The sequence below is a fragment of the Candidatus Ponderosibacter sp. Uisw_141_02 genome, assembly GCF_048087665.1.
Classification (GTDB): domain Bacteria; phylum Pseudomonadota; class Alphaproteobacteria; order Puniceispirillales; family Puniceispirillaceae; genus UBA3439.
The window spans coordinates 970,172-984,128 of the sequence record NZ_CP159807.1; the positions used below are offsets into that span (position 1 = coordinate 970,172).

Below are 13,957 nucleotides of genomic sequence, written 5' to 3' on the forward strand. Positions count from 1 at the left end.
TTCTTGCCGTTTTGGTCACATCACCGCCGCAATGTGACTTGAAGTTTGCCAATCTGCGCCGTTAATCTGATTGCCGGTCACAGTGAATATATGTTGAGGTTCAAGAGGAGTTGGCAATGGCCTATGATGAGCAGGAAAAAGAATTAATGGCAGCCTTGCAAACATTGGTTGCCAGATTTGGTAATTATGACCCGCCGCGGCTGCGTAAAGATGGTGATATCGTGATACCACTTGATGCTATTCTCAAAAAGAACCGCGAAGCAAACCGCAGTTTTGCCGAGGCTTTTAGCGAGATGATGCGCGATGATTTAGGGCCGAAACGCAGCTCAACTTGGGTGAAATAAGCAACCGCGATCAAGCCGTCATAAACAGCCAGCAATGATGGCGCGCTGCAAAACTGTCTTGGCGAAATGCGGGTGATTTAATTTTGCTTGCCGCGTGCATAAAGGGCGGCGAGTCGATCTTGATATTGGGCCTTTACAACATGGCGCCTTACTTTTAATGTGGCTGTTAATTGACTGTTTTCAGTTGTAAATCCTTCATCAGCAATAATAAATCTTCGCACTCTTTCAATTTGCGAAAGGCGGCTATTGGCGCGCTCAACCGTCTCGGCAATCAGCAATTTCAACGCCTCATCTGATGCGGCTGCAGCACGCGCTTCAGCGCTTGGCACAATCACCGCTGCCAGCCATGGCCGCCGGTCGCCATCAACAAGCGCCTGTTCAATTTCAGGTTCGATGGTCAACAGGGCTTCAACCCGGCTTGGAACGATGTTTTCGCCGCCTGAATTGACAATGATTTCCTTTTTGCGGCCAGTAATGGTGATATAGCCATCATCATCACAACTGCCAATATCACCAGTGTAAAGCCAACCGTCACGAATGGTGGCGGCGGTGCTGTGATCATCGCGCCAATAACCTTTCATCAGCAAATCACCGCGAACCAAAATCTCCCCATCATCGGCAAAGCGAACCTCAACGCCAGCAACTGGCGGGCCGACAGTTTCGATCTTGATCTTTCCCGGGCGATTTGCCGATATCACTGGCGATGCTTCGGTTTGGCCATAGCCTTGCAGCAGCTTGACCCCAAGCGCCATGAAAAAACTGCCAATTTCGGGGTTTAACGCTGCTCCGCCGGAAATGAAATATTTCAGCTTGCCGCCCAATCGCGCCTGTATTTTCTGGCGGATCAATCTTTCAAGAAGCAAATCAAGGAAAAATTCATGCGGTAGAAACGTTCGGCCTTTAAGCCGTTTGCGACCAAGGCGGATTGTTTCCATGAACAGGGTTTCGGAAAAGCCGCCCTTGGTGCGGATGCTGCGCATGATTCGTTCATGAAGCACGTCATAGAGCCGCGGTACCGCTGTCATCAGGCTTGGCGATACTTCTTGCAGATTGGCACCAATCTGTTCGGCAGACTCGCAATACCAAACCTCTGATTTGGTCTGGATTGGCAAATGCATGCCTGCGGTATGTTCATAGGAATGCGATAGGGGCAAAAGTGATAGAAACCGTTGGTCTTCCTCAACACCGCCTTCGCTTAGAATTTCGATTGAGGCGTTAATGCAAGCCTGAATCGACCGATGTGTCAGCATCACCCCTTTGGGGCGTCCGCCAGTGCCGGATGTATAGACAAAACAACAAGTATCATCACTGTCTTGTGCCGCGATCCGGCTGTCGATATCGACTAAAGGTTCGGTTTTGGCCAGCAAATCCTGCCAACTATGAACGGCTCGTCTGCCAAGATCGGGAAGTTTGGTATCAGGATCCATGGTGATCAGCATGCGCATATGCTGAACGCGTGATGCGGCAAGGGCGACACGGCTGGCAAGAAGGCCGCCCGATGTAATGGCAATCAACGCGCCAGAATGTTCCATGATATAGACATGATCATCTTCGGTATTGGTTGTGTAGGCTGGCACAACAATGGCACCGATAGACATAACAGCCAAATCGGCAATTGCCCATTCGGGGCGGTTTTCTGCGCTAATCAAAACACGGTCGCGCGGCTTTATGCCCGCGGCAACCAAGGCACCTGCCAGCCGCCTGACAGAGTCTGCAACCTCGTTCCAGTTTTTACCCGTCCATCTGCCTTTGCTCTTATGGAACAACAGCGGCTTCGCGCCAAGCATAGCCGCATTTTCAAAAAAAGCACCGGCAAGATTGGCTTTGGTGACATAACGAGACATATCGGCCTTTTTTGTGGTCGCACTCATGCTTTGCTGTCTTTAGGATGGTTATTGTCTGGTGATAAGCCTATCGAAAAATCGGGCAAATGCAATGCGATTGATCGGAATTTAGCGTTTGGTTTTGAGGCGTTTTGCCTGCGCGCAGCTCCATAGTGAATTTGTGATCGGATGAATTGGCTGAAAGGCGCGGGGCGGCACAGCACGTTCGCCAAGTTCAAATTTATCGCGCTCGGATAAATCTTTGCGGCTTAGCTGATGTGGCAGAATGGCTGCAGGGGCGTTAAAGCGGCAATATTCATTGGTTGCCGCAATACGGTCATCACCAATTGGTTGCCAAAATTCGCAAAAACAGCAATTCAGCATGCTTGTTCCCCGATCGCATCGTTTAACCGTGCCAGAAAGCCGGAAAAAAGGCAAATCAGGCTGGTGTTCAGCCAAGCAAAACCGGCAAAAGACTGACCAATAACAGTGATGCCATTAAGATGTTGAACAGGCGCAATCGGGTTTCTGTTTTTAAAAATTGTCCAATCAGAATGCCAAATAGCGTCCAAGTACAGGTCGACCCAATTGTGACCAGCGCTAAGACGATGAAGATTGCCAGCACTTCACTAGCAAGATTGGCAGCGCTGCTGGTATAGGCCGTAACCGATGAAATGATGACTGTAATGCCCTTTGGATTAACCAGTTGAAACATGGCGGCCTGCCAAAACCGCAAAGGCTGGTTATCATGGCGCGTTTCAGCGCGGCCCGCGCGGGCAATTTTCCACGCAAGATAGAGCAGAAATAAAATGCTGATGATCTTTAAAATATCATAAAGTGCGGGAAGCGCGGTAAACAGGCTGGCAAGGCCAAATCCGGCCGCCACGACAAGGATCGTAAAGCCGCTAAAAACGCCTAGAATATGCGGCAGGCTGGCACGAAAGCCAAAATTGGCACCCGACGCCGCCAACATCACATTATTTGGCCCGGGCGTAAAAGCGGCAACAAAGGCAAAAAGACTAAATGATAAAAGGGTTGGTAAATCCATAAGGCCAGAATAACCACGCTGAAGTTTATCACGCCATTGGATATGACCAAGCCATGACATCAACCATCACTCTAGGCAAAGCGGTGAATGCTTGGCAAGCGATCCGTGGGCAAAAGAGGGGCTTGCGGCAGGTAAGGTGGGGCTGCAGGTAAGGCGTGGGGCAGGTAACGCCTAATGCCAAGCCGGAATAAGAGGCGGCGGATCAGATGGCGTTAGAACACAAGCTTGCTGTGCCGCCCATGCGATGGTGCAAAGCCGTTTTGATTCATCAAGCTGCAGCGTGTCGCTATGCAGCCGCAAGCGCGCACGCCCATCAACCGTTACCGGCGTGATATAGAGCCATAGATTGATCGCATTCTGGCCGAGCCAATGTTGCAACTGTCGTGAAGCGCGTTTGGCGGCGAACAGGGTGCGAAATGTGCCAAGATCGACATGATATCCGGACCCGCTGGATCGTGGGGTGATCATTTGCTGATTTATCGGCGGCATTGATGTTCTTGCCATTGTCGCGACCATATGATCATTGCTCGGCGTTTTGGGACGGATATTGCTGGCATCCTTATCGGTGTTCGGGTTTGCCGCGGCCTGTTTAACGCTTGACAGATCAGCGTGATAGAAAATTTTCGTGCACGCCTCGCCAATTAATTTTCCCGTTTTTTGAAAAGCGTTCGGGTTAATCTGGCGGTCATCATTGGTTAGCCGGCTAAGAATCCAGCTAGCATAACGGGCGGTAATCAAGTCGATATTCTGTTGATCGATACCTTGGCGGCCATTTTGGATGGCAATGTCGCGCATCTGATTGGTGGCATGATGCTGGCGGCCATGCCATCGTTTCGCGGCTTTGGGATATAGGCTGGTTTGCATTCCCATGATTTTGGCAAAGGCAGCACAAATTGCCGCATTTTCAGCCGCTTTGATATTATGTTTTTGCGGCGGCGCATCATGCTACGCGGCGGCAACACCGAATGACCAGATTATAATTGTAAAACAAACCACAAATCGATGACACAGAGATTGCATCCTACCTCCTTCAGCAAATTGGCTGATGATGAGAATAAGTTTAGAAACATCTAATATGTCGGCAGTATAGGGGGCGTTTAGAATTGAAGTCACGCCAAGCTTATTTGCTTTATTAGTTTCGGGCTTAATGGGTGAAACGAAGCGCTTCGCCAGCGGCGCGGATCAAGGCGCGCGCTTTATTGCGGGTTTCTTCATATTCGGAATCAGGGTCACTGTCATAGACAATGCCAGCACCGGCCTGAACATACATGGTTTGATCCTTCACCACAGCCGTGCGAAGGGCGATACAGGTATCAAGATCACCGGCCACCGAAATATAGCCAATCGCACCTGAATAGGCACCCCGGCGGTCGGGCTCAAGCGCGTCAATTAATTCCATTGCGCGAATTTTCGGGGCGCCAGATACGGTGCCAGCAGGAAAACCGGCAATGAGCGCATCAACCGCATCCAGATCATCACGGATTTCGCCTTCAACCTGCGAGGCGATATGCATCACATGGCTGTAATATTCGACATCGTAATTTGATTTCACCCTGACGGTTCCGGGCTTTGACACGCGGCCAACATCATTGCGGCCAAGGTCAAGAAGCATCAAATGTTCGGCGCGTTCTTTGATATCGGCCATCAGATCGGCAGCATTTGCGGCATCTTCATCAGGCGTTTCGCCACGTTTTCGGGTGCCGGCAACCGGCCGAATGGTGACATCCTTGCCGCGCAACCGCACCAGAATTTCAGGGCTAGACCCAACAATCGACATTTTGCCAAAATTGAAATGAAACAAAAAGGGCGATGGATTCAACCGCCGCAATGACCGGTAAAGATTGATCGAGGGAAGGTGAAACGGAATGCTGAAACGTTGGGATAGCACAATCTGGAACACATCGCCCGAACGGATATAATCCTTGGCTTTGGCGACCATTTCCAAAAAGGTCGATTTTTCCATATTGGTTTCAGGCTCGGGAAGCGGGGTATTGGCATCGCCCATTTCGGTATGTGGCAATGGCCGGTCCAAATCCTCGATCGCTGCGGCAAGCCGTGATTGCGCGTCATCCCATGCCGATTTTGCATCGTCCCAGTCGTTCGGGCGAATTTGCGTCACCAAGGTGATATTGTCTTTTAACCGGTCAAAAATGGCGATGAGCGATGGCCGTAACAGCAATGAATCATCCATCTCAACCGCCGCTTGATTGGCGTTGGGAATGTCTTCGATCAACCGGATCATATCATAACCGAAATAGCCAAATAATCCGGCAGCCATTGGCGGCAGATCGCCAGTATCAGGCATTTCAGATTGACGCATCAAATCGCGAAGCGATTCAAGCGGCGTTAGTGATTGCGTCTGGAAGCCAGCATCATCGGCTGGTGTGATGTTGATTTCAGCGCGGCCATCACGGCAACGCCAGATCAAATCAGGGGCAAGACCAATCACCGAAAAACGGCCGCGAACTTCGCCGCCTTCGACCGATTCCAGCAAAAAGCAATTTGGCTTGTCACCAGCCAGCTTTAGGTAGGCCGACACTGGCGTTTGAGTATCAGCAACAAGAACCCGCGAGACAAGCTGGCGATTGCCAGCCTGAAATTGCGCCGCAAATCTGTCGAAATTTTCACTGCTTGCAAGCATTATTGCTGGCTTCCAACCAACAATTGTTGAACCGGCGCAACATTCAGCTGCAGGTCATGTTTTTCCGACAAGGATAATAACACCATATTCAACATGTCTTCTTGCAGGGCATTATTCATCACTTCGATAACGATTTTGCTGGTTTCGTCAATTTCGGCATCTTTCGCCGCGACAATCTCGATGGTTTTGACAGCGATGGCTTCACTGCCGGTTTCGACAATGCTGCTTGCACCAGTTGCCTGCGAAAAGGCTTTATTAGCGATCAGACCCGCAGCCTGATGATCAAGGCCAAGACCGTTGCGGCGGAAAGGCTCGGTGATTGTTCCATTATCATCATTGGCTTTGGCCGCAGCTTCGGCGCTGGCTTTGGCCTTTTTGATTGCCTGCACCAATTTCCAATCGGCAATGGCGCGGCTTTTCACATCATTCAAGCTTCGTTCGGTTTGTGGGCTTTGCGAATTGACTCGAACCGCAAAGAACATATCGTCACCACCTTCTTGGATAACGCTTGTTTCATTCACGGCGCTTGTCCAAATCAGATCAAGAACGGCGCTATCCTGAATAAGGTCGGCACCATCGCCATTCACCGGATTGCCATCAATGTCGAGACCATTACGGCTGACATTATTGATTTCGGCAAGCGTGCCGCCAACCTTGGCCGCAGCTTCAGCCAAAGTTGCCCCCGACCCAAGCGCATCCTCAAATTCATTGGCTTTGTCATAAAGAATGCCGATTGATTGTTCCGCACGAAGCGCGTCGACAATCTTGTCCTTCACATCATCAAGCTCGGCCGCGCCGCCTTCGGTAATTGCGTCAACGACCAAAATATGCTGGCCAAAGGCAGTCTCAACAGGGCCGGCAGGCGTGCCAGCTGCGGTTGCAAACGCAACATCAGCAAGCGCCGGATCAAGCGCCGATTTTGTCACAGTGCCAAGATCAGTGTCAGTTTCGGTCCAATTCAGCATATCGGCCGCAACCGCAGCAAACTCTTCACCTGCCGTAAGGCGGGACAGGGCGGTGTCAGCGGTTGCCTTATCGTCAAAAACCATTTGCCGGATCTGGCGTGTTTCCGGGGTGCTGAACTCGTCAATGCGATTTTCAAATGCGGCTTGAATTTCGGCATCAGTAATGTCGATGCTGCTGGCAATCAAATCAGCCGAAATGCTGGCGATTGTTGCACTGCGCAGCTCGGGCGCGTCATAGACCGATTTATTTTCGGCAAAATAGGCAGCAAGTGCGCTTTCGGTTGGCGCTTCGATTGTTTCGGGCGTGACCGGAAAGCTGGTCAGGCGCACACGGCGACGCTCAAGGTCGTAAGCTGCCACAATACGGGCGCTGGCCTCATCAAAGCGTGATCCAGATGCCAAAGCGCCAACAAGCTGATCACGCATCAATACGCCATCAACACGCTGCAGATATTCACCTTCAGACATGCCAGCATTGGCAAGGGTCTGCATGAAGCGGCCTTCGGAAAAATTACCAAGCTCATCCTTGAACGAGCCTTCATTGACAATGGCGTCGCGCTGCATGTCGCGGGTAACGGTTAGGCCAAGCGAACGATTTTCGGCACGAAACAAGACATCGCGCGACATTGCGCCCATGATGTCATTTAACAAACCGCCTTGAAGCGCCTCGCCAACACTACTGTTTGGCAGATAATTGCGGCGCGTGCGCTCAAATTCCATTGCAACTTCGCGCGGTGACACGGATTCCTCACCAGCCGAGACGGCTTTATCGCTGCCACCAATGAGGCCGGTTGTGCCATCACCAATACCCCATAACGCAAAGCCACCTGCCAAAAACAGGAGAAAAAACTTCATGATTGGAGATTTGGCACCGCTGCGCATTGCCTGTAGCATTTTTGTGTCGTCCATTTCTTTGTTGGTCAGGCGGTTAAGCCTGAAGATCAAAATCTTTCATATTGGTAATAAAGATTGCCGACAAGTGGGGCAACTTCAATATCGGAAAATAATGAGTTTCTGGGCGAAAAAGCAGGGTTTTTTGATCAAATTGCCAAAAGGGGTTGATCAGAAGGCTGGCATGATGACGTTCGAGCGGGTAATGTTGTGCCATCTGAACTCAATCAAAGAGCGCCGCGATGGTCGCTTTGACGTAACATCTGCCAATGATAGCGGGATTTAATCAATGATTATTGCTGGAAATTGGAAAATGAACCCATCGCTCGCGTTGGCTGGCCAGCTGGCGAATGCATTGACGGTGCGCAGCTTTGAACCTGTTACCCGCATCCTGTTCGCACCGCATCCTTATTTGGTGCCAATCTCGGTTCGGCTTGGGGGAAGTGATGTCCGGCTTGGTGGTCAGGATTGCCATCAAGATTTGTCGGGCGCGCATACAGGTGATGTGTCGGCGGCGATGCTTCGCGATTGTGGCGCGTCGGTGGTTCTTTTAGGCCATTCAGAACGCCGCGCCAATCATGGTGAGACAAGCGCATTGATCGCCGCAAAGGCAGCGCAGGCATTGGCGCATGATCTTGATGTGATGATCTGTCTTGGTGAAACTTTGGACGAGCGCCGCGCCGGACTGGCCGAACAGATTGTGATTGACCAATTACATGCGTCATTGCCAACGAATCTGCCAGATGGCGACGATAGCCTTCATGGCCGGGTGATGATTGCCTATGAACCCGTCTGGGCGATTGGCACTGGCGAAGTGGCATCGGTTGACGATATTGCAGCGATGCATCAGGCCATTGCCAGCGAATTGCCAAAAAGCCAGAACGGCCATAAAGCACCATTGCCCATTCTTTATGGCGGGTCGGTGAATGCCGATAATGCAAAGGCAATTTTCGCCATTGACCATGTTGGCGGGGCGCTTGTTGGTGGGGCCAGCCTTGATGCGACGGCGTTTGATTCGATCTGCGAGTTGGCGGTTTTACAAATGTCAAAATCCTAACTTTTCGGAAAAATGCGCCCGATCGGCTGTCAAAGCTGTCTTTTGCGGCATTTTGGTGCGGTATTTTGGTTGAAAAATAGTCCAAAAAACCATATAAGCGGCGCAACGACTTTATTTGCAGGAAAATAACAGATCATGGAAACGCTGGTTCTGACCATTCACATTCTGATCGCCCTTGGGCTGGTCATCACCGTTTTGCTGCAACGTAGTGAAGGCGGCGGTCTTGGCATTGGCGGCGGCGGTGGCGGTGGCGGTTTTATGACTGCTCGCGGAACAGCCAATCTGTTAACCCGTTTGACAACGATCTTGGCTGTTGGCTTTTTTACCACAACGGTTACGCTTGCGATCATGGCTGGCGCGGGTAAAGAGCCGGTCTCGATCGTTGACGATGTGATCAAGGAAGCCCCTGCCAACACATCTGGGCCGGTCGTTCCAACAGGGCAATAGGCCAAGGCCGGAACGCGGCCCTTTGTCAATCCTAAGAATTTTCACTATTTTGCATTTCGTTGCATTTTGTGCCTTATCAAGTGCGCGGCAATAGGCTATTAAATTTGTCCATGCCTCGTTATATTTTCATCACTGGTGGCGTGGTTTCCTCGCTTGGTAAAGGTCTTGGTGCAGCAGCGCTCGCATCATTATTGCAAGCGCGCGGATACTCGGTTCGCCTTCGTAAACTCGATCCCTATTTGAATGTCGATCCCGGCACCATGTCGCCAACACAGCATGGTGAAGTGTTTGTCACTGATGACGGGGCGGAGACCGATCTTGATCTTGGTCATTATGAACGTTTTACCGGTGTCCATGCCAAACGCACCGATAATGTGACGACCGGACGTATCTATTCAGATGTTCTGGCCAAAGAGCGGCGCGGCGACTATCTTGGCGCCACCATTCAGGTCATTCCGCATGTCACCGATGCGATCAAGGCATTTGTTCTATCCAACCATGATGATGAAGATTTCATCCTTTGTGAAATCGGTGGAACGGTTGGTGATATTGAATCATTACCCTTTCTTGAGGCCATCCGGCAAATTGGCAATGAGCTTGGCCGCGAATCAACCTGTTATTTGCATGTCACATTGATTCCCTATATCGCCGCTGCGGGTGAATTGAAAACCAAACCAACCCAGCATTCGGTCAAAGAACTGCAATCGGTTGGCATCCAGCCCGATATTCTGTTGTGCCGTACCGAACATCCATTGCCAGCCGAACAGCGCGCCAAAATCGGCCTTTTCTGTAATATCCGGCAATCGGCCGTGGTGTTGGCGCGTGACGTTAGCAATATTTATGAAGTGCCGCTTGCCTATCACGATGAAGGGCTGGATAGCGAAGTTGTTCGCCATTTCGGGCTTGCCGATACGACGCCGGATCTGTCGCACTGGAAACGAATTTGCCATGTTGTTGCCAATCCTGAGGGCGAGGTGAATATCGCCATTGTTGGAAAATATACCAGCTTGCAGGACTCCTATAAATCATTGGGTGAAGCGCTTGTTCATGGCGGCATTGCCAATGGGGTTAAGGTCAATATCGACTGGATTGACTCGGAATTGTTTGAACAAGAAGACGCCGCCATTCAAAGCTTGCAGCATGTTGGCGGGATTCTGGTACCAGGTGGTTTTGGCGAGCGTGGATCAGAAGGCAAAATCCGCGCTGTCCGGTTTGCGCGTGAACAGAATATTCCCTATTTCGGCATTTGCTTTGGTATGCAAATGGCGGTTTTGGAGACGGCGCGTAATCTGGCTGATATGCCTGATGCTGGATCAAGCGAATTTGGCGATACGAAATTGTCACTTGTTGGTTTGATGACCGAATGGACCGTTGGCAATGAAACCTTGCAGCGCAGTGCCGATGATGATCTTGGCGGTACCATGCGCCTTGGTGCGTATGAATGTCACCTGACCCCGGGATCAACCGCAAGCCGTCTTTATGGCGAGCAGGTGATTTCTGAGCGTCACCGTCACCGTTATGAGGTGAATATCGCTTATCGTGACCAGCTTGAGGCGGCTGGCATGGTCATTTCTGGTCTGTCGCCAGATGGCAGTTTGCCAGAAATTGTCGAGCGGGCTGATCATCCATTTTTTGTGGCGGTTCAATTCCATCCAGAATTAAAATCAAAACCATTCGACCCGCACCCGCTATTTACCGGTTTTGTCGCTGCATCAATGGAAAAATCGCGTCTGGTTTAATCTGCGCCGCCGCGTGATGATCGCGATATCGAAATAGGCCTTTATCGTTTTTGGCCGGTGTTGAATGGGGCTTGCATTTCATGTGATGTGCGGCTGGCCGTAGCGGTTTTAACGTGATTGGGGAGATGATGCCGTGCAGATTGTAACCATTGGAAATGTGCAATGCGGCGGCGAGTCGCCATTGCTGTTAATCGCTGGCCCCTGTCAGATTGAAGGGCTGGATCATGCGCTGTCTTGTACTGAATCCCTTGCGAAAATGGCCGCAGATGCCGGAATGGGATTTGTCTATAAATCATCATATGACAAGGCAAACCGAACATCGGCTGGTGCTGAACGCGGCGTTGGCATGGATGAGGGGTTGGAAATACTGGCCAAGGTAAAGGCGCAAATTGGTGTTCCGGTGTTAAGCGATGTTCATCTTCCCGAGCAATGCGCCGCGGCTGCCGAGGTGCTGGACATCATTCAGATTCCTGCTTTTTTATGCCGGCAAACCGATTTGTTGGTTGCAGCGGCAAAAACTGGACGCGTGATTAATATCAAAAAAGGGCAGTTTCTGGCACCGTGGGATATGAAACATGTTGCCGAAAAAGTTACCAATGCTGGCAATCAAAAGCTGTTATTGACCGAGCGCGGCACTTCATTTGGCTATAATACGCTGGTATCAGATATGCGGTCATTGCCAACAATGGCGGCCTTTGGGCATCCGGTGATTTTTGATGCAACACATTCGGTGCAGCAACCGGGCGGCCTTGGGGGCAGTTCTGGTGGTCAACGTGAATTTGTACCAGTTTTGGCGCGGGCAGCGGTTGCTGTTGGGGTGCAGGGTTTGTTTATGGAATCACATGAAAACCCTGATCAGGCGCCATCTGACGGGCCAAATATGGTGCCATTATCTGAAATGCCATCCGTGCTTGCAAAATTGATGCAGATTGATCAGGCGCGCCGCGCCTAGCAAGCCAATCTAGCGCCTCAAGATCAGTTGCGCTAATCGGCTATTTTCGCTATTGATCGCTCATCTCAACCCTTAAAGACCGAAAAGAGCCAAGCCCATGTCAACGATCGTAGATATTCAGGCGCGTGAAATTCTTGATTCCCGTGGAAACCCGACTGTCGAAGTGGATGTTATTCTTGAAGATGGCGCGGTTGGCCGTGCGGCTGTACCGTCAGGCGCGTCTACCGGTGCTTATGAGGCGGTTGAAATGCGCGATGGCGATGCGGATCGTTATGGCGGTAAAGGCGTGTTGAAAGCCGTTGATGTGGTTAATTTTGAAATTTTTGACGCCCTGACCGGTGCCGATGCTTTTGATCAGGCGGGTCTTGATCAGGATTTGATCGAGCTTGATGGCACGCCAAACAAGGCGCGGCTTGGTGCCAATGCCATTTTGGGTGTGTCGATGGCGGTGGCGCGCGCGTCGGCGGATTCGGCTGAAATGCCGCTATGGCGCTATCTTGGCGGCGTGCATGCGCATCTGTTGCCAGTGCCAATGATGAATATCATCAATGGCGGCGCGCATGCTGATAATGCGCTGGATGTCCAAGAATTCATGGTGATGCCTGTGGGGGCAAGTCATTTTGCCGACGGCTTGCGCATGGGCGCAGAAATCTTTCACGCGTTGAAAAAGCTGTTGTCGGATGCGTCATTATCAACCGCGGTTGGTGATGAGGGCGGCTTTGCGCCAGCCATTAATTCAACTGACGAAGCGCTTGGCTATATCACCAAGTCGATTGAGGCTGCCGGTTACAAGCCTGGCGATGATGTGATGATTGCATTAGATGCCGCCGCAAGCGAGTTTCGCACTGATTTTCAATATAATCTGGCAGGCGAGGGGCGCATCCTTGGCAGCGATGAAATGAATGCAATGTGGCAGGAATTGACCGGCCGCTATCCGATCGTGTCGATTGAAGACCCATTGCATGAAGATGATTGGAGCGGGTTTCAAAACCTGACCAATGCCATTGGCGGCAATGTTCAGATTGTTGGCGATGATCTTTTTGTGACCAACCCCGATCGTCTTAGCCGTGGTATCACCGAGGCTGCTGGCAATGCTATCTTGATTAAGGTGAACCAGATCGGCACGCTAACCGAAACCATGCAAGCTATTGATATGGCGCAAAAAGCAGGATTTGGAGTTATCATTTCGCACCGTTCAGGCGAAACCGAAGATAGCTTTATTGCTGATCTGGCGGTTGCGACAAATGCCGGCCAGATCAAAACCGGTTCGTTATCAAGATCGGATCGGTTGTCGAAATATAACCAACTGCTTCGCATCGAAGAAGAACTGGACCGCACCGGTCTTTATGCTGGCCGCTCAATCTTACGCGGCTAGGTTGGTAATTCTTAAAAAAATAAGGAAACACGGCGATTCGCTTTTTGCTTGACGAGATGAATCAGCTCTGATTCAGTGGTGTTGTGATCAGCCATGAGGAGGATTGCGAGACAGGAAATTAGCGGGGACGGGTTCATGTTTGTAATGCGGAAAACATTGGCGTTTGCTGGCAGCTTCTTTCTGCTTGGAACGATGATCGTGTTTTTCGGGGTTCATACAGTGGCTGGTGAGCGTGGCATGCTGGCGCGCCCGCAGCTTGAACGCAAAATCATGCTTGCCGAAGAACAGCTTGCCTTGCTGGAAAAGCATCAGACATTTTTGACTCACCGGATTGGTTTGATGCATAAGGGCGGTGTTGATGCCGATATTCTTGCCGAAACGGCGCGTGCCGAGTTGGGGCTTTACGCACCAAATGATGTGATTGTTTCAATTGATCTGTCAGATTTGAAATTTTAATATCACAAGTGGCATATGGTCTGTTAACTGATTTTCAGTTTATACTTAAAAAACTCAATAAAAACAGAATAATAAAATTGTTGCAAAAATACGAAATTCGCTGAATTCTCGTCTTGTGATCATGTCATGCGGGTGTTTTGCCTTTGGAGGCTGGCACATCGGACGGGGATTTGGTGAATTGGCAACTTTGTCTGTGTTTCACCAAAATGTCCGGTTCAA

At 50.7% G+C, this 13,957-nt stretch carries 14 protein-coding genes; 7 read left to right on the top strand and 7 right to left on the bottom strand.

The features are described 5' to 3' along the window. Nucleotides 1–116 precede the first annotated feature (116 nt). Complete coding sequence (locus ABXT40_RS04955; RefSeq protein ID WP_443646722.1) at nucleotides 117–344, top strand: hypothetical protein; 228 nt, start codon at nucleotides 117–119, stop codon at nucleotides 342–344. A gap of 77 nt (nucleotides 345–421) precedes the next feature. Here the strand turns inward: ABXT40_RS04955 and ABXT40_RS04960 are convergent, their stop codons facing one another. The 7 genes from ABXT40_RS04960 to ABXT40_RS04990 all read right to left on the bottom strand — a co-directional run bounded on the left by ABXT40_RS04960 (nucleotide 422) and on the right by ABXT40_RS04990 (nucleotide 7,929). Further along, a complete protein-coding gene (locus ABXT40_RS04960; RefSeq protein ID WP_443646723.1) occupies nucleotides 422–2,215 on the bottom strand; it encodes an AMP-dependent synthetase/ligase in 1,794 nt (597 codons plus the stop codon). A gap of 81 nt (nucleotides 2,216–2,296) precedes the next feature. After that, entirely contained in the window at nucleotides 2,297–2,551 is a 255-nt protein-coding gene (locus ABXT40_RS04965) for a hypothetical protein (protein ID WP_443646724.1), read from the bottom strand. A gap of 67 nt (nucleotides 2,552–2,618) precedes the next feature. Further along, nucleotides 2,619–3,275, bottom strand: coding sequence for a LysE family translocator (locus ABXT40_RS04970; RefSeq protein ID WP_443646725.1), 657 nt, complete (start codon nucleotides 3,273–3,275; stop codon nucleotides 2,619–2,621). 111 nt (nucleotides 3,276–3,386) lie between these two features. Further along, complete coding sequence (locus tag ABXT40_RS04975) at nucleotides 3,387–4,085, bottom strand: hypothetical protein (RefSeq protein WP_443646726.1); 699 nt, start codon at nucleotides 4,083–4,085, stop codon at nucleotides 3,387–3,389. Nucleotides 4,086–4,359: 274 nt separating this feature from the next. Continuing rightward, on the bottom strand, nucleotides 4,360–5,856 hold the full coding sequence (trpE, locus tag ABXT40_RS04980) for an anthranilate synthase component I (RefSeq protein WP_443646727.1): 1,497 nt from the start codon (nucleotides 5,854–5,856) through the stop codon (nucleotides 4,360–4,362). Continuing rightward, nucleotides 5,856–7,730 (bottom strand): peptidyl-prolyl cis-trans isomerase, encoded by a 1,875-nt coding sequence (locus tag ABXT40_RS04985; protein ID WP_443646728.1) that lies wholly within the window; start codon nucleotides 7,728–7,730, stop codon nucleotides 5,856–5,858. The genes trpE and ABXT40_RS04985 overlap by 1 nt, the downstream gene beginning before the upstream one ends. 19 nt (nucleotides 7,731–7,749) lie before the next feature. Beyond that, nucleotides 7,750–7,929: a hypothetical protein gene (locus ABXT40_RS04990; protein ID WP_443646729.1), complete on the bottom strand. Its 180-nt coding sequence runs from the start codon at nucleotides 7,927–7,929 to the stop codon at nucleotides 7,750–7,752. A gap of 72 nt (nucleotides 7,930–8,001) precedes the next feature. Here ABXT40_RS04990 and tpiA point away from each other — a divergent pair, with 72 nt between their 5' ends. The 6 genes from tpiA to ABXT40_RS05020 all read left to right on the top strand — a co-directional run bounded on the left by tpiA (nucleotide 8,002) and on the right by ABXT40_RS05020 (nucleotide 13,738). Beyond that, on the top strand, nucleotides 8,002–8,769 hold the full coding sequence (gene tpiA / locus ABXT40_RS04995) for a triose-phosphate isomerase (protein WP_443646730.1): 768 nt from the start codon (nucleotides 8,002–8,004) through the stop codon (nucleotides 8,767–8,769). 135 nt (nucleotides 8,770–8,904) lie between these two features. Beyond that, complete coding sequence (gene secG, locus ABXT40_RS05000; protein WP_443646731.1) at nucleotides 8,905–9,216, top strand: preprotein translocase subunit SecG; 312 nt, start codon at nucleotides 8,905–8,907, stop codon at nucleotides 9,214–9,216. 110 nt (nucleotides 9,217–9,326) lie between these two features. Then, entirely contained in the window at nucleotides 9,327–10,955 is a 1,629-nt protein-coding gene (locus ABXT40_RS05005) for a CTP synthase (protein WP_443646732.1), read from the top strand. 133 nt (nucleotides 10,956–11,088) lie between these two features. Beyond that, nucleotides 11,089–11,907, top strand: a complete 819-nt coding sequence (gene kdsA / locus ABXT40_RS05010) for a 3-deoxy-8-phosphooctulonate synthase (protein ID WP_443646733.1) — start codon at nucleotides 11,089–11,091, stop codon at nucleotides 11,905–11,907. Between the two features lie 97 nt (nucleotides 11,908–12,004). Continuing rightward, a complete protein-coding gene (gene eno / locus ABXT40_RS05015; protein WP_443646734.1) occupies nucleotides 12,005–13,282 on the top strand; it encodes a phosphopyruvate hydratase in 1,278 nt (425 codons plus the stop codon). Nucleotides 13,283–13,417: 135 nt separating this feature from the next. Next, nucleotides 13,418–13,738 carry an FtsB family cell division protein gene (locus ABXT40_RS05020; protein WP_443646735.1) on the top strand — a complete coding sequence of 107 codons (321 nt, stop codon included), beginning with the start codon at nucleotides 13,418–13,420 and terminating at the stop codon, nucleotides 13,736–13,738. Nucleotides 13,739–13,957: the final 219 nt, after the last annotated feature.